The sequence below is a fragment of the Flavonifractor sp. An92 genome, assembly GCF_002159175.1.
In the GTDB taxonomy this organism is placed as follows: domain Bacteria; phylum Bacillota; class Clostridia; order Oscillospirales; family Oscillospiraceae; genus Pseudoflavonifractor_A.
On the sequence record NZ_NFGZ01000015.1, the window covers coordinates 1 to 24,880 of the forward strand.

The 24,880-nt window shown below is 67.0% G+C and carries 24 protein-coding genes and 1 pseudogene; 13 read left to right on the plus strand and 12 right to left on the minus strand.

Going from position 1 to position 24,880, the window contains the following annotated elements; all coding sequences use genetic code 11:
• A pseudogene (locus B5G43_RS18025) lies at positions 1-287 on the plus strand (hypothetical protein); the annotation flags it as partial.
• Positions 288-339: 52 nt separating this feature from the next.
• Positions 340-1,437 (plus strand): S-layer homology domain-containing protein, encoded by a 1,098-nt coding sequence (locus B5G43_RS10825; protein ID WP_158097413.1) that lies wholly within the window; start codon positions 340-342, stop codon positions 1,435-1,437.
• Between the two features lie 52 nt (positions 1,438-1,489).
• On the opposite strand, the gene B5G43_RS10830 is transcribed toward B5G43_RS10825, so the two are convergent.
• The 7 genes from B5G43_RS10830 to glp all read right to left on the minus strand — a co-directional run bounded on the left by B5G43_RS10830 (position 1,490) and on the right by glp (position 9,564).
• Positions 1,490-2,137 (minus strand): ABC transporter ATP-binding protein, encoded by a 648-nt coding sequence (locus B5G43_RS10830; protein ID WP_087261149.1) that lies wholly within the window; start codon positions 2,135-2,137, stop codon positions 1,490-1,492.
• The gene (locus tag B5G43_RS10835) at positions 2,134-2,820 is read right to left on the minus strand and encodes an ABC transporter permease (protein WP_087261151.1); all 687 of its coding nucleotides are present in this window, start codon (positions 2,818-2,820) and stop codon (positions 2,134-2,136) included. The genes B5G43_RS10830 and B5G43_RS10835 overlap by 4 nt, the downstream gene beginning before the upstream one ends.
• Before the next feature lie 70 nt (positions 2,821-2,890).
• The gene (locus B5G43_RS10840; protein ID WP_087261153.1) at positions 2,891-3,916 is read right to left on the minus strand and encodes a substrate-binding domain-containing protein; all 1,026 of its coding nucleotides are present in this window, start codon (positions 3,914-3,916) and stop codon (positions 2,891-2,893) included.
• Positions 3,917-4,024: 108 nt separating this feature from the next.
• Positions 4,025-4,951, minus strand: coding sequence for an FAD/NAD(P)-binding oxidoreductase (locus B5G43_RS10845; protein WP_087261155.1), 927 nt, complete (start codon positions 4,949-4,951; stop codon positions 4,025-4,027).
• The gene (locus B5G43_RS10850; RefSeq protein WP_087261157.1) at positions 4,938-6,416 is read right to left on the minus strand and encodes an FAD-dependent oxidoreductase; all 1,479 of its coding nucleotides are present in this window, start codon (positions 6,414-6,416) and stop codon (positions 4,938-4,940) included. Before B5G43_RS10850 ends, B5G43_RS10845 begins: the two co-directional genes overlap by 14 nt.
• Before the next feature lie 3 nt (positions 6,417-6,419).
• Positions 6,420-8,327 carry a molybdopterin biosynthesis protein gene (locus tag B5G43_RS10855; protein ID WP_087261159.1) on the minus strand — a complete coding sequence of 636 codons (1,908 nt, stop codon included), beginning with the start codon at positions 8,325-8,327 and terminating at the stop codon, positions 6,420-6,422.
• Positions 8,328-8,340: 13 nt separating this feature from the next.
• Positions 8,341-9,564 (minus strand): gephyrin-like molybdotransferase Glp, encoded by a 1,224-nt coding sequence (gene glp, locus B5G43_RS10860; RefSeq protein WP_242960539.1) that lies wholly within the window; start codon positions 9,562-9,564, stop codon positions 8,341-8,343.
• Positions 9,565-9,651: 87 nt separating this feature from the next.
• Here glp and B5G43_RS10865 point away from each other — a divergent pair, with 87 nt between their 5' ends.
• A complete protein-coding gene (locus B5G43_RS10865) occupies positions 9,652-10,356 on the plus strand; it encodes a HesA/MoeB/ThiF family protein (RefSeq protein WP_087261162.1) in 705 nt (234 codons plus the stop codon).
• Here B5G43_RS10865 and B5G43_RS10870 read toward each other — a convergent pair.
• Positions 10,308-11,216 (minus strand): LysR family transcriptional regulator, encoded by a 909-nt coding sequence (locus B5G43_RS10870; protein ID WP_087261164.1) that lies wholly within the window; start codon positions 11,214-11,216, stop codon positions 10,308-10,310. The two genes, B5G43_RS10865 and B5G43_RS10870, sit on opposite strands and share 49 nt — an antisense overlap.
• A 294-nt stretch (positions 11,217-11,510) precedes the next feature.
• Here B5G43_RS10870 and B5G43_RS10875 point away from each other — a divergent pair, with 294 nt between their 5' ends.
• Genes B5G43_RS10875 through B5G43_RS10900 form a run of 6 tightly spaced genes read left to right on the plus strand, consistent with a single transcriptional unit; the run spans position 11,511 to position 17,124 of the window.
• Positions 11,511-11,981: a 4Fe-4S dicluster domain-containing protein gene (locus B5G43_RS10875; RefSeq protein ID WP_087261166.1), complete on the plus strand. Its 471-nt coding sequence runs from the start codon at positions 11,511-11,513 to the stop codon at positions 11,979-11,981.
• A gap of 3 nt (positions 11,982-11,984) precedes the next feature.
• Complete coding sequence (locus tag B5G43_RS10880) at positions 11,985-13,787, plus strand: aldehyde ferredoxin oxidoreductase family protein (RefSeq protein WP_087261168.1); 1,803 nt, start codon at positions 11,985-11,987, stop codon at positions 13,785-13,787.
• 4 nt (positions 13,788-13,791) lie between these two features.
• On the plus strand, positions 13,792-14,073 hold the full coding sequence (locus tag B5G43_RS10885) for a MoaD/ThiS family protein (RefSeq protein WP_087261170.1): 282 nt from the start codon (positions 13,792-13,794) through the stop codon (positions 14,071-14,073).
• Between the two features lie 59 nt (positions 14,074-14,132).
• Entirely contained in the window at positions 14,133-14,594 is a 462-nt protein-coding gene (locus B5G43_RS10890; RefSeq protein ID WP_242960540.1) for an NAD(P)H-dependent oxidoreductase subunit E, read from the plus strand.
• Positions 14,591-16,384: an NADH-ubiquinone oxidoreductase-F iron-sulfur binding region domain-containing protein gene (locus tag B5G43_RS10895; RefSeq protein ID WP_087261178.1), complete on the plus strand. Its 1,794-nt coding sequence runs from the start codon at positions 14,591-14,593 to the stop codon at positions 16,382-16,384. Before B5G43_RS10890 ends, B5G43_RS10895 begins: the two co-directional genes overlap by 4 nt.
• Positions 16,381-17,124, plus strand: a complete 744-nt coding sequence (locus B5G43_RS10900; RefSeq protein ID WP_087261181.1) for a 4Fe-4S dicluster domain-containing protein — start codon at positions 16,381-16,383, stop codon at positions 17,122-17,124. The genes B5G43_RS10895 and B5G43_RS10900 overlap by 4 nt, the downstream gene beginning before the upstream one ends.
• A 66-nt stretch (positions 17,125-17,190) precedes the next feature.
• On the opposite strand, the gene B5G43_RS10905 is transcribed toward B5G43_RS10900, so the two are convergent.
• Positions 17,191-17,898: a Crp/Fnr family transcriptional regulator gene (locus B5G43_RS10905; protein ID WP_087261184.1), complete on the minus strand. Its 708-nt coding sequence runs from the start codon at positions 17,896-17,898 to the stop codon at positions 17,191-17,193.
• Between the two features lie 170 nt (positions 17,899-18,068).
• On the opposite strand from B5G43_RS10905, the gene B5G43_RS10910 reads away from it, so the two are divergent.
• Genes B5G43_RS10910 through B5G43_RS10925 form a run of 4 tightly spaced genes read left to right on the plus strand, consistent with a single transcriptional unit; the run spans position 18,069 to position 21,524 of the window.
• The gene (locus B5G43_RS10910) at positions 18,069-18,965 is read left to right on the plus strand and encodes a DUF3100 domain-containing protein (protein WP_087261188.1); all 897 of its coding nucleotides are present in this window, start codon (positions 18,069-18,071) and stop codon (positions 18,963-18,965) included.
• A gap of 3 nt (positions 18,966-18,968) precedes the next feature.
• On the plus strand, positions 18,969-19,421 hold the full coding sequence (locus tag B5G43_RS10915) for a hypothetical protein (RefSeq protein WP_242960541.1): 453 nt from the start codon (positions 18,969-18,971) through the stop codon (positions 19,419-19,421).
• A 13-nt stretch (positions 19,422-19,434) separates the two neighbouring features.
• Positions 19,435-20,748 (plus strand): amidohydrolase family protein, encoded by a 1,314-nt coding sequence (locus tag B5G43_RS10920; RefSeq protein WP_087261191.1) that lies wholly within the window; start codon positions 19,435-19,437, stop codon positions 20,746-20,748.
• A gap of 14 nt (positions 20,749-20,762) precedes the next feature.
• Positions 20,763-21,524 (plus strand): sulfite exporter TauE/SafE family protein, encoded by a 762-nt coding sequence (locus B5G43_RS10925; protein WP_242960542.1) that lies wholly within the window; start codon positions 20,763-20,765, stop codon positions 21,522-21,524.
• Positions 21,525-21,572: 48 nt separating this feature from the next.
• Here the strand turns inward: B5G43_RS10925 and B5G43_RS10930 are convergent, their stop codons facing one another.
• The 3 genes from B5G43_RS10930 to B5G43_RS10940 are packed head-to-tail and all read right to left on the minus strand — an operon-like array spanning position 21,573 to position 24,874.
• Positions 21,573-22,883: an alpha-L-fucosidase gene (locus B5G43_RS10930; protein ID WP_087261196.1), complete on the minus strand. Its 1,311-nt coding sequence runs from the start codon at positions 22,881-22,883 to the stop codon at positions 21,573-21,575.
• A 12-nt stretch (positions 22,884-22,895) separates the two neighbouring features.
• Positions 22,896-23,861: an oligopeptide/dipeptide ABC transporter ATP-binding protein gene (locus B5G43_RS10935; protein WP_087261199.1), complete on the minus strand. Its 966-nt coding sequence runs from the start codon at positions 23,859-23,861 to the stop codon at positions 22,896-22,898.
• Positions 23,858-24,874 carry an ABC transporter ATP-binding protein gene (locus tag B5G43_RS10940; RefSeq protein ID WP_087261202.1) on the minus strand — a complete coding sequence of 339 codons (1,017 nt, stop codon included), beginning with the start codon at positions 24,872-24,874 and terminating at the stop codon, positions 23,858-23,860. Before B5G43_RS10940 ends, B5G43_RS10935 begins: the two co-directional genes overlap by 4 nt.
• Between the last annotated feature and the right edge of the window lie 6 nt (positions 24,875-24,880).

Sequence of the window (24,880 nt, forward strand, 5' to 3'; positions counted from 1 at the left end):
CCCCCACCCCGGCGGCGGCCATGGCCACCCCGGAACCGGAGGTCACCTCCACGCCAGAGCCCACGCCCTCTGCTACGCCGGAACCTACCCCCACCCCGGAGGTGAGCGCGGCGCCGGAGGAATCGACCACCCCCTCCGTCTCGCCCACGGAATCCCCGGAGCCCACCGCCGCGCCGGACGAGGAGTCTGAGATCGGCGTTCCTCTCCCCGTGATGGCTGCGGTGATCGGAGTGGTGGTGGTCCTGGGGGCCGGCCTGCTCTTCCTGACCCGGAAGCTGGGCCGCTGATCTTTGTCAACCCACGGGCCAAAGACCCGGGAGTGAAAGGAGTAGAATGAATATGAAACGCATCCGTACCACCCTGGTGAGCCTGCTGTCCGCAGCCGCCCTGACGCTGTCGCTGACGGTGGCGGTCTCCGCCTCCGGCTACGACTTCCAGGGCACTGCCGGCCAGACCCTGAAGCTCACCACCCCCGCCGCCGTGACGGTGGAGAGCACCGAAGGCGTCTACCGCAACACCATCGACGGGGCCCTCCCCGCCGGGGAGGAGCTGACCTTCACCTTCCAGCTCTCCGCCGGGATGAACAACTACGACGCCGAGCTCTTCCAGGAGAAGAGCCTGCCCCTCATCGCCGTGAAGGCCAGCTACGAGGGCGAGACCCTCTGCACCCCCACCTATGTCAGCGGCAGCAAGGCCGACGGCATCACCCTCTCCGTCCCCGCCCTGGAGGAGGGCAGCTACGTGCTGGTCTTTGGCGCCGGGATCCAGGCCAACAACCCCGACAAGACCCTGGGCCAGGACATCGTGTTCTCCTTCACCGTGGCCGACGGCGCCACCACCCCGGAGGAGCCCACCGAGACCCCCGAGCAGCCTACTGAGACCCCGGAGCAGCCCGCCGTGGAGTGCCCCTACACCGACGTGTCCGCCGACGCCGCCGGCGCGGTGATGGCCCTGGTGGAGAAGGGCTTCCTCACCCCCGTCTCCGAGACCGAACTGGGCGCCGCTGAGCCAGTGACCCGCGGCCAGCTCCTCACCTTGATGGGCCAGTGCCGGGACATCAATGTGTCCAAGTATACCGCCTCCTCCTTCACCGACCTGACCAATGACGACCCCGCCATGCCCTATGTGGAGTGGGCCGTGGGCAAGGGCCTGGTCAGCGGCTATGGCGACGGCACCGTGGGCGCCGCCGACCAGATCACCCGGGAGCAGGCCGCCTGCATCCTGGCCCGCTACGCCGCCGCCTTCGAGCTGGAGAATGCCTCCGGCAAGGAGAGCCTGGGCGCCTTCTCCGACAAGGACCAGGTCAGCGCCTGGGCCAAGGAGTCGGTGCAGTGGGCAGTGGCCGCCGGTCTCTTCACCGGTGAGACCCTCCAGCCCCAGGCTACCGTCACCGTCCAGGAGATGGCGGTGATGATGGCCGCTGTGGACCTCATCTAAACGGAACAAAAGAGCCGTGGAGCGCAGCATATCTGCGTTCCACGGCTCTTTTTTACAGCGTGTAAAAATCCAGAAAGGCCCGGGTCTCCGGGCTGCGGGGGTGTGACAGCACCTCTCGGGCGCTGCCCCGCTCCTCCAGACGGCCCTCCCGGAGAAAGAGCACCTCGTCCGCCATGCGCCGGGCCTGGGTGAGGGAGTGTGTCACCAGCACCACGGTGCAGCCGGTGCGGGAGCGGTACTCCAGGATGCGCTCCTCGGCCAGGAGGGTGGCGGTCACGTCCATGGCCGCCGTGGGCTCGTCCAGAATGAGGAGGGGGTAGTCCCGCAGCAGCAGCCGGGCCAGGGCCAGGCGGGCGGTCTCCCCGCCGGAGAGCCGCCCGGCGCTCTGCTTTTCCAGGTGGATTAGACCGAAGGCCTCCAGCTGTGCCCGGGCCGCCTCCCGCCCCGCCCCCGTGAGGCGGAGGCTGCGCAGCACCTTCATGTGGAAGGGGTAGCTCCGCTGGGGCATGTACCCGGCCCCCAGCGGAGGGAGCTTCCCGGCGTCAGCGGGGATGACCCCGGCCAGGATGCGGGCAAAGGTGGACTTCCCGCAGCCGTTGGCCCCGATCACCGCGTGGACCGCCCCGTCGGTGAGGGTGAGCTCCGGCAGGTCCAGCACCTTCCGCCCGGCGTAGGTCTTGGAAAGGGCGGGCAGCTTCATCTCTTCAGCCTCCCATGCAGCAGGGCCACCCCGGCGTTGAGCACCAGAGACACCCCCAGCAGGATGATGCCCAGGGCCAGCGCGGTGGTGAAGGACCCCATATTGGTGTAGTTCATGATGGCGGTAGTCATCACATTGGTTTTATAGGCGATGGCGCCCCCCACCATGGACACCGCCCCCACCTCTGCAAAGGCCCGGCCCAGGCCCAGCAGATAGGCTGACAGGAGCTGGTACTGGCTCTCTCCCAGCAGGAGCAGCAGGGTACGGCCCCGGCTCAATCCCAGGCCCAGGGCGGTCTCCCGGATGTCGGGTGCCACCGAGGACACATGGGACTCCAGGCTCCCGGCGATGAGGGGGGTGAGAAGGACCACCTGGGCGATGACCATGCCGCGCACTGTGTAGAGAAGGCGCAGATGCCGCAGGGGGCCCACCCCGGAAAAGAGCATGTAGCAGATGAGGCCCACCACCACCGGCGGAAGGCCCATCAGGGTGCGGTTGAGCACCACCAGGACCCCCTTCCACCGCCCGGAGTAGCCGCCCAGCAGCACGCCCAGGGGCCCGCCCAGGACCAGAGCCAGCAGGGACGAGGCCAGCACCATGCGCAGCGTCGTAGCCAGGATGATCCCAAGCTGCCGGTCCCCTGACAGCAGGAGGGCCACCGCCTCCCGGAGCGCGGTCTGCATGGGGACGTCCTCCTTTCTTCAAAGAGAGCCTGCCGAATGATTCCCGGCAGGCTCTCGCTGGCTTTTGTGCTTACTCCATCACGCCCCGGTTGGACTGGAAGGTGAGGAAGGTGGCCTTGTCGGAGAGAATGTAGCTCCCCGTCTCCTCGGCCATGGTGAGGCACACCCCCATGCCGGCGTTGGAGTAGGTGTACCAGTCGGTGTAGGCCTCCACCGACTCAGCCTCGTCGGTGATGCCCAGTTCCTCCGGCCAGAGGGAGACCTCCTTGGTGTGGGTGCCCGATTTGTCGCCACGGGAGACGAAGGGATACTCGCCCTCGGCGATGGCGGCGAAAGCGTCCTTCACGGAGGTGGCGTCCTTCACCCCGGCGGGGTCGGCGGAGGGGCCGCAGAGGACGAAGTAGTTGTACATGTAGGTCAGCCGCTCGCTCTCAAAGCCAGGCAGCACATAGGAGAACCCGGCGGCCACAAACTCCTCCTCCTGGCTCTTGGAGTGGACCAGCAGCAGGTCGGCATTGCCGCTCTGGGCGTTGGCGATGGCCTTGCCGGTGCCGGCGGAGGTCACCTCCACGGTGTAGCCGTACTTCTCCTCAAAGAGGGGCAGCAGATAGCCCAGCAGGCCCGAGTCGTTCACCGAGGTAGTGGTGGACATGCGGATGACCTTGGTCTCCTCGGTGGCCTGGGGGATCTCAGCGGTGGAGACCGGGGCGTCGTCCTTCAGGTAGAAGAGGTACTCGCCGTAGTCGGCGTACCCGTAGTCGGCGGCGGCCTGCTCTCCCTCTTCGGAGAGCATCCAGTTGATGAGGGCGGCGGCGCCCTCGGTGTTCACATACACGTCCGAAACGGCGTTGCCGTCGGCATCCACAAAGGGAGCATCGGGATTCACCGCCAGGAGGGAGTAGTTATTGATCATGTCGTCGTCGGCCTCATAGAGGATGGTGAGGTCCACGGCGGGGGCTTCGCTCTGCTCCGGCGTCTCCGACGGGGCAGAGGGGGCGGAGGGAGTAGGGGACGCGGCGGTCTGACCGCCACCACATCCGGTCAAGGGCAGGACCAGCAGGGACAGGGACAGCAGCAGGGCAAGGGACTTTTTCATCTTCCGTTCATCTCCGTTCTCCAAGGTTCCCCGCCATCAGGCAGGGGATCAAGCTTATGGTAGCTCTTTCCAACGGAAGTGTCAAACAGTTTTTCTAAAATATTCGGCTCACAGCTCAGACTGAGCGTTGAAAGTCTGACCGATCTGAAGCGCAGCGGTGTGGCCCGCCGCCTCCCCCTGGGCGGTGACAGTGTCCACGATGCGGTGGACGTGTTCGCAGTTGCCACACAGGTGGACCCAGCCCGGCAGCGGCGTGCCCAGGGGGCGTAGGAGCTCCCGCTCCGGGACAAGCCCCACGGCGGTGAGAAGGGTGTCACAGGGCAGAATTTCTTCCGCGCCGGTGTCCAGGTGGCGCACCGTTACGGCGGACACCCGGCCCCGGCCGTGGACCTCGGTGACCGTGGCGCGGAGGAGAAGGGGGATGCCCAACTGCTCAAAACAGGCCTTCTGGTGTCGGGGCTGGCCGCCGCAGAAGGCACGCTGCTCCACCACCGCCGCCACCCGGCAGCCGTTGCGGGTGAGCTGTTGGGCCATCACCAGCCCGATGTCCCCGCCGCCCAGGATGACGATGGTGTTCCCCACCCGGCGGCCCTCCAGGTTCACCAGGCGCTGGGCCTCCCCGGCGGTGAAGATCCCCGCCGGGCGGGTGCCCACCACCGGCAGGGCTCCGACGGGGGTCTCCCGGCACCCGGAGGCCAGCACCAGCTGCCGGAAAGTCAGGCGAAAGAGTCCGGTTTTTGCCCCGGAGAGCAGGGCGGAGTGGTCCGGGTGGACGGAGAGGACGGTGGTGCCGGCGAGAATCCGCACCGGGGTATCGGCCAGTTCCGCCACCACCCGCCGGGCATACTCCGCGCCGGTCAGATCTGCCCCGAACTGGACCAGGCCAAAGCCGTGGTGGAGGCACTGGGGGAGTACGCCCCCCAAAGCGTCCTCCCGCTCGGCCAGGACCACGGTGGCCCCGCAGTTTGCCGCGGCACAGGCGGCGGCCATCCCGGCCGCGCCGCCCCCCACCACCAGCACGTCACAGTGTTCCACGGTCGTTCCCTCCCAGCCAGTTCGTCCCCGGGCCGTCCCGGCGCAGATTTTCCACCGGGACCTTTAACTCCCGGGAAAGGAGGGCCATCACCTTCCCGGCGCACACTGAGCCCTGACACCGGCCCAGGCCGGTGCCCGCCCGCCGCTTCACGCCGTCCAGGGTGACGGCGCCCCGGGCGATGGCGTCCAGCACCTCCCCCTCGGTGATCTCCCCGCAGCGGCACAAAATTTTCCCATAGGCGGGATTCTGTCGGATGAGGGCGGCCCGGGCCTCAAAGGACAATTCCTTCACCCGCACCGGCGGCGTGCGCACCGGGTCAAAGGCGGGATTTGGCTCCTTGCGCCCCAGCTCCTCCGCCACCAGTCCGGCCACATAGCGGCCCAGACCGTCGGCGCAGGTGAGGCCGGGGGTCTTGATACCTAAAAAACTCCAGAAGCGGGGCCGGGGATTCTGGATGGTGAAGTTGTGGATGCTCTTCTCCTCACGCACCCAGGTTTCCCCCTCCGGATAGACATAGAAGGGATTGGGGCGGATGGCCCCGAAGGAGCGGATGGTTTGCGAGAGGTCCAGCTCGGGGAGCACCCGGGCGGTCCAGGTGCGGAGAAAGTCCAGGCCCCGGGCGGTGGTGGACCAGTCGTCTTTGTCCGCGCCTGGCCCCTCTGAGGGACCCAGCAGCAGTTTCCCCTCCACGGTGGGGACGACGGTGAGGCCCTTGCCCTTTTCCTCCGGCTCGTGGAAGAGAATGTGACGAGGCGCGTGGTCCACCGTGTCGTCCAGCACAAGATACTCTGCCTTGCCGGGGAAGATGCGTACCGAGGGTTCCGCCACTAGCTCCTGCACCTGGTCGGCGTATAGCCCGCAGCAGTTCACCACCGCCCGGGCCCGGAAGGTTCCACGGGCGGTCTCCGCCCCCCAGTCCGGCCCGTCGGAGAAAAGGGCGGTCACTTGGGCATTCAAAATTATGGTACAGCCGTTGGCGGCGGCGTTTTCCCCGGCGGCCAGCCCCAGCTCCCAGGGGTTCACGGTGCCGGTGCCGGGGGCATAGAGGGCCCCGGTGACTTCCTCCGTCAGCCCCGGCTCCATGGCCCGGGCCTCCGCCCCGGAGAGGAGGCGCAGCCCCGGCACGCCGTTTTCCTGTCCCTGTCGGAGCTTGCGCTCCAGCACTCGTTGGGCCCGGGGGCCGCAGCTCACCATCAGGGAGCCGGGGCGGGCAAAGGGCACCCCCAGCTGGGCACAGAGGTCGTCAAAGGTCCGGTTGGCTTCCACACAGAGCCGGGTTTTCAAGGTGCCCGGCGGGGTGTCGCAGCCGGTATAGACAATGGCGGTGTTGGCCCGGGTGGTGCCGGTGCATAAATCCTCCCGCCCTTCCAGCAGAGCGGTGTGAAATCCCCAGCGGGTGAGGTGCCGGGCGGCGAAGCACCCCAGCACCCCGCCCCCCAACACCAGAACGTCGTAGCGCTCCATGCCTTAAAAATGCCGCCGGACCTGGCCGGGCCGGTCCAGGGTGTAGCCCCCCAGGGCCTCCAGACGGGCGCGGAACTCCGGCGAGGCCAGCGTCTCCAGAAGGCGCTGGACCATGGGGGTGTCCCAGGCGTAGTCGGGGATGAGAAGGTCGTACTGCTCCACGCATACCGGCAGGAAGTCCAGCCCATAGAGCCGGGCGGCGGACCAGATGCCCATGCCCGCGTCAGCGGTGCCCGAGGCGATCTGGGCGGCCACCGAGGTGTGGGTGAACTCCTCCCGGTCGTAGCCGTAGACCTGGGACGGGTCCACCTGTTCCTGCTTGCACAGGTAGTCGGCCAGGATGCGGGTGCCCGAGCCCTTCTGCCGGTTCACATACCGCAGGCCCGGCCGGGCGATGTCCCGGAAGCCCTGGAGCCCCAGGGGATTGCCGGGGGCCACCATCAGGCCCTGGGTGCGGCCCACGCACTCCACCTGGTACACCCCGCCGTTGGGAAAATACTTTTCGAGATAGGCGGTGTTGTAGGTGCCGTCGGCCTCGTTCAGGAGGTGACAGCCCGCCGCGTGGGTCTCGCCCCGGCGGATGGCCATGATCCCCCCCATGGAGCCCACGTGGGTGGAGCTCATAAAGACGGTGGGATCGGCGCTGTGCATCAGGTCGGACACCTCATCCAGCAGGGGGTCGTGGCTGCCGATGACCACCAGGGTGCGCTCCAGTTCCTCCGCGGGGCGGAGGAGCCGGACCTGGACTTTTTCGCCCGCCTCGTGGCCCTCGGTGCCCTGGGGGATCTCCAGAATGCCGTCGGCCTTCATGAAGGAGGACACCACGCCGCTCCCGCGGGCCAGGGGAGAGGCCACCAGCTTCTCTCCCACCCGGCCCATGCGCACCCGGACGTACTCCTGGTACTTGAGGCCGGATACCACGCTGCGGGCCAGGGTGGCCTCCACCGTGGGTGCCTTGGGTTGTCTGAGGCCGGTGAACTCCTCCACCAGCGGCTTCAAAAGCTGCTGGATGACCAGGATGCCCGAAACGGGATAGCCCGGCACGCCCAGGATGGGCACCTTGCCTTTGCAGCCCAGGATGGCGGGCTTGCCGGGCTTGATGGCCAGGCCGTGGCAGAACACCTCGCCCACCTCCCGGATGACGGCGGCGGAGTAGTCCTCCCGCCCCGCCGACGACCCGGCGTTGAGGATCACCATGTCGCACTGCCCGGCGGCCTCCTCCACGGCGGCGCGGATGTCCGCCTTCACGTCCTTCACGATGGGGAAGGTGCGGGGCGCCGCTCCCCACTCCTCCAGCATGGCGGAGAAGATGGAGGAGTTGAATTCCAGCACGTCGCCGGGTTTGGGGTCGGCGGTGGGGGGCACCACCTCGTCCCCGGTGGGGATGATGCCCACCACCGGGCGGGCAAAAACCGTTACTTCCAGCACGCCCCCGGCGATCATGGAGCCGATGGCGGCGGGGGTGATGGCGGTGTGGCCGGGGAGGATCATCTCTCCGGCGCAGATGTCCTCGCCGATCTGGCGGACGTGCTGCCAGGGGGCCGCGGCGTCGTGGAGGACGGCGGTATCCCCCTCCCACACGACATCCTCGATCATCACCACGGCGTCCCGCCCGTCGGGGAGGGGGTCACCGGTATCCACCACCGTGTAGGCTTCGGTGGATAACCGCACTGGGGTGGTGTCGCTGGCCCCGAAGGTGTCCCGGGCGGTGACGGCGATGCCGTCCATGGCGCAGGCCGGGTAGTGGGGGGCACAGATGTGGGCGTAGACCGCCTGAGCGGTGATCCGCCCCCGGGCCTGGGGGACCGGGATGGTCTCCGTCCGGGGAGCAAAGCCCCGCTGGCGCAGGAAGGCGGGGTATTGGTTTAGCGCCTGCTCCAGGGGCATGTTGGTGAGATAGGTAAAGGCCATGGCGATGTTCCTCCTATTCCGCGGTAAAGGTGATGACCGAGATCTCGGTCCCGGCAGAAAAGCCCTCGCAGTCCCGGGGGATACAGAAGTAGCCGTCCGCCCCTGCCAGGGTGGTGATGAGCCCCGACTTGCCCCGGACGGGGCGGGCCAGCAGGGTCCCGTTTTCCTCGCTCAGAAAGACCCCGTTGTACTGGGCCCGGCCGTGGTTGGCCCCCACCGTCTCGGTGAGGACGGCCTTCAAGGCACGGCGGCGGAGGGTCCTCCCCTCCAATCGGGCCAGCAGGGGACAGACGAAGAGATGGGTGGAGAAGAGGGCGGCTACCGGGTGGCCGGGGAGACCCATCAGGGGCTTTTCCCCAGACTTAGCCAGCAGGGTGGGTTTGCCCGGCTTCATGGCGATGCCGTGGAACAGGAGCTCCCCGAAGGAGGAGAGCACCGTCACGGCGGCGTCCTTGGCCCCCACGGAGCTGCCGCCCGAGAGGACCACCAGGTCGTTTTCCACCAGAGCTTTGGCCACGCCGGCGCGAAGGGTGGGCTCATCATCGGGGAAAATGCCGTACTGGGTCACCCGGGCCCCCGCCTGGGTGAGCACCGCCCCCACCAGGGGGGCGTTCACATCCCGGACCTGGCCGGAGCCGGGGACCTGCTCTGGCGGCACGATCTCGTCTCCGGTGGAGAGGACCCCCACCCGTACCTGAGGCCGCACCGGGACCTCCGTCACCCCCAGGGCGGCCAGGGCCCCGATATCCTGGGGCTGGAGCCGCCGGGCGGCGGGGAGGACCAGGTCCCCCGGCTTCACATCGTCACCTTTAAAGATGAGGTTGTTGCCCGGGGCCACGCTCTTGAGGATGCCGACGGTACCGTCACCGTAGTCCTCGCTGTACTCCACCATCTGCACACCATCCGCCCCGGGGGGGAGCGCCCCGCCGGTGGGGATGGCCATGCACTCTCCCGGCCCTACGCTCCCCGGGGGTGCCTCCCCCATGAGCACCTCGCCCACCCGGGTGAGGAGGGCGGGGAGGGCGTCGGAGCAGCCGAAGGTGTCGGCGGAGCGGAGGGCGTAGCCGTCCACCGTGGAGCGGTCAAAGCCGGGGACGAACTCGGCCGCCCGGATGTCGGCGGCCAGCACCCGGCCCAGGGCGGCGTCCAGCGGGACGGTCTCGGCCGGGCGGTTTAACGTCGTGAAGGCGGTCTGGATCAGGTCCAGCACCTCGTCGGGGGTCTTGACGGTGAGCATGTTCCTCATCTCCTGTGGGGAGGGGCTTGTGGGACGGAAGCCCCTCCGCTAAAATGGTGATAACCAAACCGATGGGAGGGATGCGCCATGGAGGCGCGGTATCAGCGCAATCTGGGGACACTCAGCGAGGCCGAGTGCCGCCTGTTGGGGGAAAAGCGGGTCTTTCTGGCCGGGTGCGGCGGCCTGGGGGGCTTTCTGCTGGAACATCTAGTCCGCCTGGGGGTGGGGCACATCACGGCGGTGGACGGGGACGTGTTCGAAGTGAGCAACTTAAACCGCCAGCTTTTGAGCACGGCGGAGAATCTGGGTTCCTCCAAGGCGGAGGCCGCCGCCGCCCGGGCCCGGGAAGTGAACCCTGGCGTGGAGGTGCGCCCGGTGAACACCTTCCTTACAGCGGAAAATGCCCACGAACTGCTGGCCGGTCACGACCTGGCTCTGGACGCCCTGGACAGCGGCGCGAGCCGCCGGGTGCTGGAGCGGGCCTGCGGGGAGCTGGGCATCCCCCTGGTCCACGGGGCCATCCAGGGCTGGTACATCCAGGTGGCGGTGGCCCCGCCGGGAGAGGGGCTGCTGGCGGGGCTCTATCCCCCCGGGCGGGAGGCCGTCCGGGACAAGAGCACCCTCTCCTTCGTCCCCGCCCTGTGCGCCGCCCTCCAGGCCGCCGAGGCGGTGAAGCTCCTGTGCGGCCGGGAGAGCACCCTGTGGGGCAAGCTCCTCACCGGCGACACCCTGGAGCAGGAATATCAGGTGCTCCCGCTCGCCGGTTTCTCCGGGTCGGGGAGCGCGAAGTAGTCCAGCACGAAGGAGCGGAAGGTCCGCCCCAGGGCGGTGAGGTGCTTGGTGCGCTTGAAGCAGACCATCATCCGGCGGCTGAATTTAGCGTTGGAGATGCGCACCAGCCGGATGTGCCGGTCGGCCCGGTAGCGCCCGGCGCACCCCTCGGGCACGAAGCCCAGGGCCAGCCCGGCGGCGATGAGCTGCCGGTGCTGCTCCCGGTCGTCGGTGAGACAGCGCACCCGCAGGCGAAGGTTGAGCCCCGTGCAGAGGTAGTAGGGCTCCTCGATGTAGGTCTTGTCCCGGTTGAGAAAGACGAAGGACTCTCCGCTCAGCTCCTGGGGCAGCACCGCCGGGCGGTCGGCCAGGGGGTGGGCGGCGTTCACCGCCAGAAAATAGGGCTCATCCCGGAGAAAGACCCCCCGGAACTTGCGGTAGCGGTTCTCGTCGGGGTAGAGGAGCATGTCGTAGCGGTTGATGTCGGGCAGTTCCTCCCCCTCGATGCCGCAGCGCAGGTCGTAGTTCACCTGGGGGCAGGTCCGGGCGAAGGACACCAGACAGTCGGAGAGCAGGTGGTCCGACTCGAAGAGGCCCACGGTCAGCCGCGCCGCGTCCCCGGCGGAGAGCTCGCTCAGGTCCAGCAGGGTGTCGTCTAATGTGCGCAGCATGGCCCGGGCGCTGGTGAGGAAGCGCTCCCCCGCCTCGTTGAGGACCACTCGCTTCCCCCGCCGCTCGAAGAGGGGCGTGCCCAGCTCCTCCTCCAGCTTGGAGATGCTCTTGGACAGGGAGGGCTGGCTCAGATGGAGGGAGTCGGCCGCCTTGGAGAGGTTCTGCAGCTGGGCGGCGGTGACGAAATAGCGGATCTGGGGGATGTTCATAGCGGCCTCCTGCTTATAACCTATGGCTATATCGACTGTCCGCCGGAGAGCTCCGCCCCAGCGGGAAAACAGGGGATGGGGCCCGGCGCCTCCGGGGATTCCTTGGGCTTTTTCGCCAAATATACGCCCCCTGTTTTTTCCATTATAAGGCCTTTTATATAGAAAAGCAATATGGAAACCGGCGGGTCTCCTTTACAGTGCCGGGCGTTTTTATTAAACTGAAAATAGAAAATAGCCAGTATAACAAAAAGGAGGTGGCACTCGAGTCCCGCAGCGCGGGATTTGAGGCAAGCTATGAGGCAATTGGTCGTCAAGCCGGAGAAGTGCATCGGCTGCCGCACCTGCGAGCTGGTGTGCTCGTTCGGGCACTATGAGCAGTTCAACCCCCGCCTGGCCAACATCACCGTGCTGGAGTACGAGGCGGCCACCCTGGCCGTGCCGGTGGTCTGCCAGCAGTGTGAGGACGCCAGCTGTATGAAGGTCTGCCCCGTGAAGGCCATCCACCGGGATGAGAACGGGGCCTGTGTCATCAACTACGACAAGTGCATCGGCTGCAAGATGTGCCGCAGCGCCTGCCCCCTGGGCAACATGTCCTACTCCACCATCGTGAAGAAGGTATTCAAGTGCGACCTGTGCGGCGGAGACCCCAAGTGTGTGAAATACTGCCCCGGCGGGGCCCTGGCCTTTGAGGACCCGGACGCCCGGGACGTGCGGAAGAAGCTGACCGCCGACAAGATCGTGGCGGCCATGGGAACGGAGGGTTGAGCCATGGGAAACGGATATGTTGGGACCATCCTGCGGGTGAACCTGAAAAAGGGCTCCATCGTGAAGGAGCCCCTGAACCGCAAGAACGCCGACGAGTACGTGGGCGCCCGGGGCCTGGGCACCAAGTACTACTGCGATGAGTGCGACCCCAAGTGCGACCCCCTGGGCCCGGACAACAAGCTCATTTTCATGACCGGCCCCCTCACCGGCACCTGCGCCACCTCCTCCGGGCGGTACAACGCGGTGGCCAAGGCCCCCCTCACCGGCACCATCGGCGCGGCCAACTCCGGCGGCCACTTCGGCCCGGAGCTGAAGTACGCCGGATACGACGGCATCATCTTCGAGGACGTGTCCGAGAAGCCGGTCTATCTCTACATCAACGACGGCGTGGTGGAGCTGCGGGACGCCTCCCACCTGTGGGGCAAGGACGTGTATGACACCACCGACGCCCTCCGGGAGGAGCTGGGCGACGAGTTCCGCATCGCCTGCATCGCCCCCACCGGCGAGAACGGCTGTCTCTTCGCCGGTATCATGAACGACAAGCACCGGGCCGCCGGCCGCGGCGGCATCGGCGCGGTGATGGGCTCCAAGAAGCTCAAGGCCATTGCCGTCCGGGGCACCGGCTCGGTGACCGTGGCCCGCCCCGAGGCCTTCTTCAAGGCCTGTATGGACGCCCGGGCCACCCTGAAGGCCCACCCCGTCACCGGCGCGGGCCTGTCCGCCTACGGCACCCAGATCCTGGTGAACATCGTCAACGCCTCCGGCGGCCTGCCCCTCAACAACGGCCGGGACGGCTCGGTGTTCGACCTGGCCGACGACATCTCCGGCGAGACCCTGGCCGCCAAGTACCTGCTGCGCAACAAGGGCTGCTTCGGCTGCTCCATCGGCTGCGGCCGGGCGGTGGAGATCAAGGACGGCCCCTTCAAGTCCAAGGGCGAGGGCCCCGAGTATGAGGCCGGCTGGTCCTTCGGCGCCGACTGCGGCGTCAGCGATCTGGCCGCCGTGTGCGACGCCAACTTCATGTGCAACCAGTACGGCATCGACCCCATCACCATGGGCGCCACCGTGGCCTGCGCCATGGAGCTCTATGAGATGGGCGCCATCCCCGAGGAGGACATCGGCTTCCCCCTGCGCTTCGGCGATGCGGCCGCCATGGTGAAGGCCGTGGAGATGACCTGCAAGGGCGAGGGCTTCGGCAAGGTGATGGGCCTGGGCTCCTACCGCATGGCGGAGAAGTACGGTCACCCCGAACTGTCCATGTCGGTGAAAAAGCAGGAGATGCCCGCCTACGACGGCCGTGCCATCCAGGGCATCGGCCTGGAGTACGCCACCTCCAACCGGGGCGGCTGCCACGTCCGGGGCTACATGATCTCCCCCGAGGTGCTGGGTATCCCCGTGAAAACCGATCCCCTGGTCACCGAGGGCAAGGCAAGCCTCCTGAAAACCTTCCAGGACCTCACCGCCCTGGTGGACGCCACCGGCATCTGCCTCTTTACCACCTTCGGCATCGGCCTTCCCGAAGTGGCCGCCCAGTACCGGGAGGCGGTGGGCAGCGACGAGAGCGACGAGGAGATCCTCCTGAAGGGCGAGCGGATCTGGAACCTGGAGAAGCAGTTCAACATCGCCGCCGGGGTGGAGAAGGACACCCTGCCCCCGCGTCTGCTGCGGGAGAAGCTGCCCAGCGGCCCGGCCGAGGGCAAGGTCAACGACCTCTACACCATGCTGGCCGAGTACTACGCCGCCCGTGGCTGGGACGCCGAGGGCATCCCCACGGCGGAGAAGCTGGCCGAGCTACATCTGAAATAAGCCCATGACGGTGAAATTTTTCGCCTACCTGCGGGAGAAGGACTTTGCCGGGACCAAGGAGCTCACCTGTCCCCCCGCCCCCACGGTGCGGGCGCTGGGGGAGGAGCTGTGCGGGCGCTTTGGGTCAAAATTCCGGGCCGAGTTCTTCTCCCCCGCCGGGGACGAGCTGGGGGAGCGAGTCATCGTGATGGTCAACGGCCGCCGGGTGGAATTCCTCTCCGGCCTGGACACGCCCCTCAAAGACAGCGATACGGTGCAGATCTTTCCGGTGGTGGCGGGGGGTTAAACGCCCTCCGCCGCCCCGTTACCCTCTGAAAAGGCGGTGAAGCCCATATGGATCTCTCCATGGAGGAAATCCAGACCATTTTGAATCGCTATCCCCCGGAGCAGCGGTACAGCCTGGCCATGCTCCAGGACATGCAGCATCAGTTCAACTACATTCCCCGGGTGGGGATGGAGGCCCTGGCGGAGTACCTGGGCTGTCCCCTGTCCTCCCTGTACGCCATGGCCACCTTCTACAAGGCCCTGAGCCTCCAGCCCAAGGGCAAGCACATCATCAAGCTGTGCGACGGCACGGCCTGCCACATCCGGGGCTCCACCGCCCTGGTGGACGGGGTGAAGCGCCTGCTGGGCATCGGCGCGGGGGAGACCTCCCCCGACGGGCTCTTCTCCCTGGAGCTGGTCAACTGCCTGGGCTCCTGCGCCCTGGCCCCGGTGATGGTCATTGACGACACCTATTACGGAAAAGTGACGCTGGAGAAGCTCCCCGGCATCCTGGCCCAATATCAGGAGGTGACGCCCTCATGAGTAAGACCGTCCTGGTGTGCTGCGGCACCGGCTGCCTGGCCAACGGCAGCGCCAAGGTGGCCGCCGAGTTCCACCGCCTGCTGGAGGGCTCGGATCACGCCGTGGAGTGGCTGGTAAAGGAGACCGGCTGCAACGGCTTCTGCGAGAACGGCCCCCTGGTGAAGATCGACCCGGACGACATCACCTACTACAAGGTCCAGGTGAAGGACGTCCCCGAGATCGAGGAAAAGACCGTCCTGGGCGGGGAGACGGTGGACCGCCTCCTCTACAAGAACGACCAGGGCCAGCGGGTGCGCAGTCAGCGGGAAAACCCCTTCTACGCCCCCCAGCACAAGATCGCCCTGCGCAACATCGGCGCCATCTCCCCCACCAGCGTGGAGGACTACGTGGCCCACGGGGGCTACCAGGCCCTGCGCAAGGCCCTCACCATGACCCCGGAAGAGATCCTGGACGAGATGGACCGCTCGGGCCTGCGGGGCCGTGGCGGAGCCGGCTTCCCCACCGGGCGGAAGTGGCGCACCGCCGCCGGGTATGACAAATTCCCCAAATATGTGGCCTGCAACGGCGACGAGGGCGACCCCGGCGCGTTCATGGACCGCTCCATCCTGGAGGGCGACCCCCATTCGGTGCTGGAGGGCATGGCCATCTGCGCCCTGGCCATCGGCGCGGAGGAGGGCTTCCTCTACATCCGGGACGAGTACGCCCTGGCGGTGAAGAACGTCCGCGCCGCCATCGCCGAGGCCGAGGCCTACGGCGCGCTGGGCGATCACATCCTGGGATCGGACAAGAAATTAAAACTCTCTGTGGTCAGAGGCGGCGGCGCGTTCGTCTGCGGCGAGTCCACCGCCCTCATGGCCTCGGTGGAGGGCCGGGTGGGCGAGCCCCGGGCCAAGTACATCCGCTCGGTGCAGCGGGGTCTGTGGGACCAGCCCACCGTCCTCAACAACGTGGAGACCCTGGCCAATGTGCCGGTGATCCTCCTCCACGGCGGCGACGCCTTCGCCCGGATGGGCACCGAGGGCTCCAAAGGCACCAAGGTGTTCGCCCTGGTGGGCAAGGTCAAGCGCACCGGCCTGGTGGAGGTGCCCATGGGGGTGACCCTGCGGCACCTGATCTACGACATCGGCGGCGGCGTGCAGGGGGACCGGCCCTTTAAGGCCGTCCAGACCGGCGGCCCCTCCGGCGGGTGCATCCCGGCGGAGCTGCTGGATCTGCCGGTGGACTTCGACACCCTCAAGAGCCGGGGGGCCATGATGGGCTCCGGCGGCATGATCGTCATGGACGACCGCAGCTGCATGGTGGAGGTGGCCCGGTACTACATCAAGTTCCTCTCCGAGGAGTCCTGCGGCAAGTGTACCCCCTGCCGGGAGGGGTTAAGGCACATGCTCCAGATCCTCACCGACATCTGCGAGGGCCGGGGGCAGCTCAGCGACCTGGACCTGCTGGAGGAGCTGTGCCACACCCTGGCCGACAGCTCCCTGTGCGCCCTGGGCAAGTCGGCCCCCAACCCGGTCCTCACCACCCTGAAATACTTCCGGCAGGAGTATGAGGCCCACATCCTGGAGCACCGCTGTCCCGCCGGGGTGTGCGCCGCCCTCACCAGCTTCGCCATTGACGCGGAGAAGTGCGTGGGCTGCGGCGCCTGCGGCCGGGCCTGTCCCGCCGGAGCGGTGTCCGGCGAGCGGAAGCAGCCCCATGTCATCGACCCTGCCCGGTGCATCGCCTGCGGCTCCTGCCGGGAGGCCTGTAAGTTCGGGGCCGTGGTCACGAAAGGCAAGGTGGCGGGATGAACATTACCATCGACGGAAAAGTCTGTACCTGTGAGAAGGGGGAATTCCTCCTCCAGGTGGCCCGGCGCAACGGGTTCTACATCCCCACCCTCTGCCACCACGAGGCGCTGCCCGGGCAGGGCTGCTGCCGGGTGTGTATCGTGGAGGTGGACGAGGGCCGGGGGCCCAAGATCGTGGTCTCCTGTGTGTACCCGGTGGAGCGGGAGTGTACCGTCTACACCGACAGCGACAAGGTCCGCCGCCAGCGGGGGATGATCCTGTCTCTGCTCCACAAGCGGGCCCCGGACAGCGAGCTCATCGCCCAGATGTGCGCCCATTACGGCGCGCCCGCTCTGGAGCGGCTGCCCAACGTGGAGCCAGGAAAGTGCATCCTGTGCGGCCTGTGCGCCCGGGCCTGCTCCGAGCTGAGCGTGGGGGCCATCTCCACCGTCAACCGGGGCGTCACCAAGGAGGTCGCCACCCCCTACCACGATGAGAGCCCGGTGTGTGTGGGCTGCGGGTCCTGCGCCAGCGTGTGTCCCACCGGGGCCATTGAGCTGACCGAGACGGCGACCACCCGCACCATTTGGGGCAAAACCTTTGCACTGGTGCGCTGTGCCAAGTGCGGCGCGGTGCTGGGTACGGCGGAGGAGCTGGCTCTGGCCGCGAAGAAGGCGGGCCAGGAGACGGAGACGCTCTGCGAGCGCTGCCGCAAGGTAGCCCTGTCCCAGGTGCTGGCCCATACCTACGGCGACGAATGACCATCCGATAAAACACCCCCCGGAGCCTCAGGGCTCCGGGGGGTGTTTTTGTCTGTTGGGGAACGGTCACCGCCGCCCAAAGCCGCTGGAGGGGGCGGGCTCCTCGCTCAGGGCCTGGGTCATCCGCGCCCGCTGCTCCGGGGAGAGACAGAGCTTGCCCCGCTCCACGGTGAGGAGCCCCTGCTCCCGCAGCTTGACCACGGTGCGGTCCACCGTTTTGAGGCTCATGCCCAGCTCCTCGGCCATCTGCTGCCGGGTGGCGGGGAGCCGCACCGAGCCCGCCGCCCCCGCTGTCTCCCGAAGGAGGTACTCCATGAGCCGCCGGGGCGAGCTGTAAAAGAGCTCCTTGCCCCGGCCGTAGGAGGACTGGTAGAGCTTGTCGGCCACCTTCCGGGCCATTTCGCGGACCAGATGGGGGTCCCGCTCCATCCAGAACTCAAAGTCCGCCCGGGTGAAGAAGAGCACTGTGCTGGGCAGGCGGGTCTCGATGGTCACCGACACCCGGGGCCGCCCGGCCAGAACGGTGACGTCCCCAATAAAATCCACCGGGCCGGTGTGCTCGATCATGATGGCGTTGCCGCTGGCAAATTCGTTGATGACCCGCAGCCCGCCCTCGCACAGCACGCCCACCCGGTCCAGGGGGCTGTCCTTCTGGTGGATGAGATAGCGCTCGGGCAGCTCCCGCAGGGTATAGACCCCGTGGAGCTCCTCCGGGAGCCCGGCAAACCAGGGCTTCAGGATCGGAAAGCGCTCCAAGACCTCCTGATGTGTCACGGAAATCCCCTCCAGATTTATCTTGAAAACACCTTGTATAAGATGGCCAAATTATAGCAGAATTTTTTGGTTTTGAAAACAGTCACCTGTCCTGTTGGTCCGGGGGGCTTTTCCGCTACACTTTAGGGCGGAGGGACCCCCAGACCACTATTTTTTGGAGAGGTGATACCGTGAAACGAACGGAGAAGCAGGCGCCCCGCTATGCCTACGACACCATCGCCCAGCGGCTGCGCAGTGAGTGGAAGGTCTACCTGGGCGCGCTGGCCCTGGTAGCGGTGGCCGACCTGATCGGCAAAAAGGAAATCTCCCTGGGGGTGGGCGCCCTCATCATTTTCCCCATCGTCTACGCCCTGGTGTTCGGCGTGGCCCTGGGCCCTGAGGCCTTAAAATTTTTCAGCGCCAAGGAGGTCAAGGCGGCCTCCGGTCTGGTGCTGGTGGGCATCGGCCCCTTTATCGCCAAGCTGGGCATCACGGCGGGCAAAGACATCATGACCGTCTTTTCCGCCGGTCCCGCCCTCTTCCTGCGGGAGCTGGGCAACCTGACCCCCATTTTCCTGGTGCTCCCCATCGCCATTTTCCTGGGCATGAAGCGGGAGGCCATCGGCGCGTGCCACTCCCTCAACCGGGAGGTCAACCTGGCCCTCATCAGCGACGTGTACGGCGCTGACTCCGCCGAGTCCCGGGGGAGCCTGTCGGTGTACATCGTGGGCGGCCTCATCGGCACCATCTACTTCGGCCTCATGGCCTCAGTGTGCGCCTCCACCGGTCTGTGGCACCCCTACGCGCTGGCCATGGCCTCCGGCGTGGGCGCGGCCATTATGATGGCTGCCGCTTCGGCCAGTCTGGCCTCCATCTATCCGGCCCAGTCGGAGCAGATCCTGGCCTTTGCCGGGGCCAGCGCCGCCCTGACCAGCATTTTGGGCATCTATGTGGGCCTCTTCATCGCCCTGCCCCTGTCCAATAAACTCTACGCGTTCCTGGAGCCCCGCATCGGGCGCATCACCAAGGCCGGCCGCCGGGCGGCGGAGGAGCTGGAGCAGGAGCGCGCCGCCGCAAAGGAGGAATAACACATGGCGATCCGTTATCGGGAATGGTTGATGCTTCTGCCCCTGGTGGGCGTGGGCATCCTGCTGGCCAACTGGGTGGGCTACGGGGTGAACGCCCTGGATTCCCTGCCCGGGGTCCTCATCATGCTGGCCATCGCCTTTGTGGCGGTGGTGTGTACCCGGGTGATCCCCCTGAAGCTGCCGGTGGTGGCCTACTGCTCCCTGCTGGGGATGCTGCTGGCCTCTCCCATCTCGCCGGTATCCACCTTTGTGGTGGAGGCGGTGGAACAAATCAACTTTGCCGCGCCCCTCACCATCGTGGGCGCCTTCGCCGGCATCTCGGTGGGCACCGAGATCAAGCGCTTTGTGAAGCAGGGCTGGCAGATGATCCTCATCAGCATTCTGGTGATGACCGCCACCTTCGTGGGCTCGGCCTGCGTGGCCCAGCTGGCGCTGAAGCTGACCGGAAACATCTAGGGAGGGACGGAAGATGTACGACTTTTTGATCCGCAACTGTGCGGTACTGAACGAGCACATGGAGGTGGACTTCCACCAGGACATCGCCATCCAGGGCAAGACCATCGCGGCGGTGGGGCCCACGCCCCTGCCCGGCGCGGCGGCCGAGGTGGTGGACGGCCGGGGGAAGCTCTTCCTCCCCGGCCTGGTGGACGGCCACATCCACACCTGTCAGCAGCTCCTGCGGGGGCGCATTCTGGACCAGCTGCCCATGATCTGGACCCGCATCATGCTGCCCTTCGAGAGCGGTCTCACCGCCGAGGCGGTGGAGGTGGAGGCGGAGCTGGCTTGTCTGGAGCTCATCAAGTCGGGCACCACCGCCTTTGCCGATGCGGGCGGGCGCTTCATGGACCGGGTGGCCGGGGTGGTGGAGCGCGCCGGTCTGCGGGCCGCCCTGACCTGCTCCACCGTGGACGCGGGGGACGCGCCCCCCACCATGAAGCACTCCACTCAGGCCTGCATCGAGCAGAACGACGACCTCTTTGGCCGCTTCCACGGGGCGGGTGAGGGGCGCATCTCGGTGTTCTACTCCCTGCGCTCCTTCCTGTCCTGCACGGAGGACCTGACCCTCCGGGTCTGCGAGCGGGCCCGGGCGCGGGGCACCGGTATCCACGCCCATGTGAGCGAGTACCCCAACGAGGTCAACGCCAGCCTGGAACGCCACCGCCTGCGCCCGGTGGAGTACCTGGACCACCTTGGGGTGCTGGGGCCCAACTTTCTGGCCGCCCACAGCATCCTCCTCAACGACGACGAGATCGACCTGCTGGCCCAGCGTGGGGTGAAGGTGGTCCACTGTCCCTTCTCCAACTGTGGCAAGGGGGTGCCCTACACCCCGCGGCTCCTCCAGCGGGGGGCCAGCGTGGGCCTGGGCACCGACGGCGCCGCCCACGGCGGGCTGTCCCTGTGGAACGAAATGAAGATCTTCCGCTCGGTGATGAACGCCCATGTGGGCGTGCCCTATGCCAACCCGGTGGTCATGCCTGCCCGCACCATCCTGCGCATGGCCACGGCGGGCGGCGCGGCGGCGCTGGGGTATGAGGGCCGCCTGGGTGCGGTGAAGGCGGGGTATCTGGCCGATCTCATCTCCATCGACCTGGAGCAGCCCCACATCCTGCCCACCTCCGACCTGCCCAACACCCTGCTGGAGACGGTGAACGCAGGCGACGTGGCCGACTCCATGGTCCAGGGGCGCTTCCTCATGCGGGACCGGAAGGTGCTGACCCTGGATGAGCAGGCCGTGCTGGCCCGGGCTCAGGAGGTCCACCGCCAGCTCTTCCCCCAGGGATGAGCGGAGGTCTGGCCTTGCTTTGGATTGTTGTTCTGGCCAACCTGGTGGTTGGCACCCTCATCGGGATCTCGGGCATCGCGGGCTTCCTGCTGCCCATCACCTTCAGCGGCTTTCTGGGCATGCCGGTCACCGACGCTCTGGCCCTGAGCTTCCTCTCCTTCCTCACCTCCGGCATTCTGGGGACCTGGTCCTACCACCGCAGCGGAAATCTGGACTGGAAGCTGGGCCTCCCCCTGTGCCTGGGCAGTCTGGCCGGGGCGCTGCTGGGGGTGAAGCTGAACCTCCTCATCCCCGTGGACGCGGCCAAGGTGCTGCTCTACGCCGTGGTGCTCCTGTCCGGCCTGTCGGTGCTGCTGAAAAAGGAGAAGGCAGAGCAGAACACCGCCTCCGGCGGTGCGCTCCACAATCCCGTGGTCCTGGTGCTGCTGGGACTGGTCACCGCCGCCATCTGCTCCCTCACCGGCGCAGGCGGCCCGGTGCTGGTGGTGCCGCTGCTGGCGGTGCTGGGAGTGGACCTGCGCGTGGCGGTAGGGGTGAGCCTGCTGGACTCGGCGGCCATTGCCCTGCCCGCCTGTGTGGGGTACCTGTCCCACGCGACCCTGGACAATCTGGTCCCCCTGGCGGTGGGGAGCGTCCTGGCCCACGGTGCCGGCGTGCTGCTGGGCGCCAAGCTCTCCGGACGAGTCAATCTGAAGCTCCTGCGCCTTCTGGTGGGGCTCTTGTCGGTGGGCGCGGCCTGCTACATGCTTTTAAAACTGTTCTTGAGTTACCTGTGAAAACAAATAACAAGCCCCCTCAGCCTGAGGCTGAGGGGGCTTGTTTGTTTAGGGTTTCAGCCGGACTTCCAGCACCGTGTCGGTGGGGTCGGGCAGCACCGGGTCGGGACCCAGATCGGCAAAGGCCAGGTCCGGGTAGTCGCTGTGGACCCAGCTGGTGGAGAGGGGCACCTCGCTGCCGTCGGCCACCCGGCGGATGCAGGCGATGCGCTCCTTGTCCACCCCGAAGAGGGGCACGGGGCCGATGGTGTTCTCAAAGAGGTGGAAGTAGAGGGAGTTGCCCTTCCGGGTGACCCGGCCGAAGTCGGGCTTTTCGATGCCCGCAGGGCCGCAGCCGTAGATGCTCTCCCCGTTGTCCTTCATCCACGCGCCGATCTCCTTCAGAATGGCCAGGGACTCCTTGGGGAAGCGCCCCTCGGCGTCGGGACCCACGTTGAGGAGCAGGTTGCCGCCCTTGGAGACGCACTCCACCAGCTTCTTGATGAGCATGGGGGCGGGCTTGTAGAAGTGGTCGGTGGCGCAGTAGCCCCAGTGGTTGTTCATGGTGCAGTTGCACTCCCACACCAGGGGCTTGCCCTCGGCGTCCACCAGGCCCCGGGGCGGGATGATCTGCTCGGGGCTCACGAAATCGCCGTGGAAGGGGGTGGGCTGGCAGGCGGCCAGAGAGCCGAAGCCCTCGCCGCTCACCTCCAGGCGGTTGTCGATAATGACATCGGGCTGGAGGGAGCGGACCATCTCCATGAGCTCGGTGGCCTTCCAGGCCTCGCCCCGCAGGTGGTCGTAGGAGAAGTCGAACCAGAGAAGGTCCAGCTTGCCGTAGTTGGTACACAGCTCCCGGACCTGGTTGTGCAGGTACTCCAGATAGCGGTCGAAGTTCCGGTTCTCGTTCCCGTAGGCGGGGTTATCCCGCATGGGGTGGTACCGGTCGCCGTAGTGGGGGAAGTCGTGGTGCCGCCAGTCGATGAGGGAGAAGTACAGGCCCGCCCGCAGCCCGCAGTCCCGGGCGGCGTCCAGGAACTCCCGTACAAAATCCCGCCCGGCGGGGGTGTTGGTGGACTTGAAGTCGGTGTAGGTGCTGTCGTAGAGACAGAAACCGTCGTGGTGCTTGGCGGTGAGGACGGCATATTTCATGCCGGCGTCCCGCGCGGCCTCCATCCAGGTGTGCATGTCGCAGTCCCGGGGATTGAACTCCTGGGCGTAGGGGTCGTAGGCTTCGCTGGGAATGTTTTCATAGCTGCGCACCCACTCGCCCCGGGCGGGGATGGCGTACAGCCCCCAGTGGAGGAACAGGCCGAAGCGGGCCTGGGTGTACCAGGCGGTGCGGCGCTCGTAGGCCGCGCGGTCAAAGGTATAGGCCATGGGAACGTCTCCTCAGTCGTCGATGTGGATGCAGGAGACGATGTGGCCGCCTCCCAGGTCCTTGGGCTCGATGGGCTTCTGCCGGCACGCCTCGGTGCAGCGGGGGCAGCGGGTCTGGAAGGGGCAGCCCACAGGCAGATTGATGGTGCTGGGGATGTCGCCCTGGAGCAGCTCGTGGTCCCGGTTGGCCGTGGGGTCGGGGATGGGCACGGCGGAGAGCAGCGCCTTGGTGTAGGGATGCTTGGGGTTGCCGTAGAGCTCCTTCTTGGGGGCCAGCTCCACGATGGAGCCCAGGTACATGACGGCGATCCGGTCGGAGATCATCTCCACCACGCTCAGGTCGTGGGAGATGAAGAGGTAGGTCAGGTCGTAGTCCTGCTGCAGCTTCTGCATCAGGTTGAGCACCTGGGCCTGGATGGACACGTCCAGAGCGGACACGGGCTCGTCGGCGATGATGAGCTTGGGCCGCACGGTCAGGGCCCGGGCGATGCCGATGCGCTGGCGCTGGCCGCCGGAGAACTCGTGGGGGTAGCGGCGGGCGTGCTTGGCGCCCAGACCGACGATCTGGAGGAGCTCATGGGCCACCTTCAGCCGCTCGGCGGCGCTCAGGTTGGTGTGGACCAGCAGGGGCTCGGCCACCAGATCCTCCACCCGCATGCGGGGGTTCAGGGAGCCGTTGGGGTCCTGGAAGATCATCTGGATGTCCTTGCGCAGGGGGCGCATCTCCTTCTCGGTGAGCTTGGAGATGTCCTGGCCGTTGAACCAGATCTCGCCGGAGTCGGGGACCAGCAGGTGGTCCACCAGGCGGCCGGTGGTGGACTTACCACAGCCGGACTCGCCCACCACGGAGAAGGTCTCGCCGGGGTAGATGTCGAAGGAGATGTTGTTGACCGCGTGGACCCGGGCCTTGGAGGCCTTCATGCCCTTGCCGGCCGGGAAGGTCTTGGTCACATTTTTCACAGAGAGCAGGGGAGTCATGCGCCGGTCGCCTCCTTGTTATCAGTCTTGACCTGCTCGGCCTCGTGGAGCCAGCAGCGGCTCTTGCGGTCGCCGCCCAGATCGAAGAGGGCGGGCTCCGCCTTGTGGCAGCGCTCACAGGCCTTGGAGCAGCGGGGCGCGAACTTGCAGCCCTCGGGCATGAGGGACAGGTCGGGCACGCTGCCGGGGATGGAGGGCAGGCTGGTCACGCCGGAGCCCAGCTTGGGGACCGAGGCGATGAGGCCCTGGGTGTAGGGGTGCTTGGGGCAGGCGAAGAGCTCCTCCACGGGGGCCTCCTCCACGATGCGACCGGCGTACATGACGATGACCCGGCTGCACATCTCGGCCACCACGCCCAGGTCGTGGGTGATGAGGAGGATACCGGTGTCGTTCTCCTCCTTGATCTTCCGCATGAGCTGGAGGATCTGGGCCTGGATGGTCACGTCCAGAGCGGTGGTGGGCTCGTCGGCGATGAGGACGGTGGGGTCACAGCACATGGCCATGGCGATCATCACGCGCTGGCTCATGCCGCCGGAGAGCTGGTGGGGGAAGCTGCGCAGCACCATGGCGGGGTTGGCGATGCCCACCCGGCCCAGCATGTCCAGCGCGTGCTCCCGGGCGGCCTTCTTATCCAGGTCGGTGTGGAGCCGGATGGCCTCGATGAGCTGGGCGTCGATGCGCATGGAGGGGTTCAGGGAGCTCATGGGCTCCTGGAAGATCATGGAGATCTCCTTGCCCCGGATGGCCCGCATCTCCTTTTCGGAGCACTTCAGCAGGTCCTTGCCCTTCAGGAGCACCTGGCCGTCGGTGACGCGGCCGTTGGTGTTGCGGAAGAGCTGCATGATGGACAGGCTCGTCACGGACTTACCGCAGCCGGACTCGCCCACCAGGCCCACGATCTCGCCGGAGCGGACCTGAAAGCTGACGCCGTTGACGGCGGTGACGCTCTGCTTCCTGCCGGTTTTAAATTCGGTGCGCAGGTTGCGCACATCCAGCAATACTTGCTCAGTCATTCCGTC

Coding starts and splice junctions, on each gene's coding strand:
- B5G43_RS10875 (WP_087261166.1), top strand. CDS start 11,511: ATGAGGCAATTGGTCGTCAAGCCGGAGAAGTGCATCGGCTGCCGCACC.
- B5G43_RS10825 (WP_158097413.1), top strand. CDS start 340: ATGAAACGCATCCGTACCACCCTGGTGAGCCTGCTGTCCGCAGCCGCC.
- B5G43_RS10840 (WP_087261153.1), bottom strand. CDS start 3,916: ATGAAAAAGTCCCTTGCCCTGCTGCTGTCCCTGTCCCTGCTGGTCCTG.
- B5G43_RS10830 (WP_087261149.1), bottom strand. CDS start 2,137: ATGAAGCTGCCCGCCCTTTCCAAGACCTACGCCGGGCGGAAGGTGCTG.
- B5G43_RS10865 (WP_087261162.1), top strand. CDS start 9,652: ATGGAGGCGCGGTATCAGCGCAATCTGGGGACACTCAGCGAGGCCGAG.
- B5G43_RS10920 (WP_087261191.1), top strand. CDS start 19,435: ATGTACGACTTTTTGATCCGCAACTGTGCGGTACTGAACGAGCACATG.
- B5G43_RS10870 (WP_087261164.1), bottom strand. CDS start 11,216: ATGAACATCCCCCAGATCCGCTATTTCGTCACCGCCGCCCAGCTGCAG.
- B5G43_RS10880 (WP_087261168.1), top strand. CDS start 11,985: ATGGGAAACGGATATGTTGGGACCATCCTGCGGGTGAACCTGAAAAAG.
- B5G43_RS10900 (WP_087261181.1), top strand. CDS start 16,381: ATGAACATTACCATCGACGGAAAAGTCTGTACCTGTGAGAAGGGGGAA.
- B5G43_RS10835 (WP_087261151.1), bottom strand. CDS start 2,820: ATGCAGACCGCGCTCCGGGAGGCGGTGGCCCTCCTGCTGTCAGGGGAC.
- B5G43_RS10855 (WP_087261159.1), bottom strand. CDS start 8,327: ATGGCCTTTACCTATCTCACCAACATGCCCCTGGAGCAGGCGCTAAAC.
- B5G43_RS10850 (WP_087261157.1), bottom strand. CDS start 6,416: ATGGAGCGCTACGACGTTCTGGTGTTGGGGGGCGGGGTGCTGGGGTGC.
- B5G43_RS10895 (WP_087261178.1), top strand. CDS start 14,591: ATGAGTAAGACCGTCCTGGTGTGCTGCGGCACCGGCTGCCTGGCCAAC.
- B5G43_RS10930 (WP_087261196.1), bottom strand. CDS start 22,883: ATGGCCTATACCTTTGACCGCGCGGCCTACGAGCGCCGCACCGCCTGG.
- glp (WP_242960539.1), bottom strand. CDS start 9,564: ATGCTCACCGTCAAGACCCCCGACGAGGTGCTGGACCTGATCCAGACC.
- B5G43_RS10915 (WP_242960541.1), top strand. CDS start 18,969: ATGGCGATCCGTTATCGGGAATGGTTGATGCTTCTGCCCCTGGTGGGC.
- B5G43_RS10940 (WP_087261202.1), bottom strand. CDS start 24,874: ATGACTGAGCAAGTATTGCTGGATGTGCGCAACCTGCGCACCGAATTT.
- B5G43_RS10890 (WP_242960540.1), top strand. CDS start 14,133: ATGGAGGAAATCCAGACCATTTTGAATCGCTATCCCCCGGAGCAGCGG.
- B5G43_RS10935 (WP_087261199.1), bottom strand. CDS start 23,861: ATGACTCCCCTGCTCTCTGTGAAAAATGTGACCAAGACCTTCCCGGCC.
- B5G43_RS10885 (WP_087261170.1), top strand. CDS start 13,792: ATGACGGTGAAATTTTTCGCCTACCTGCGGGAGAAGGACTTTGCCGGG.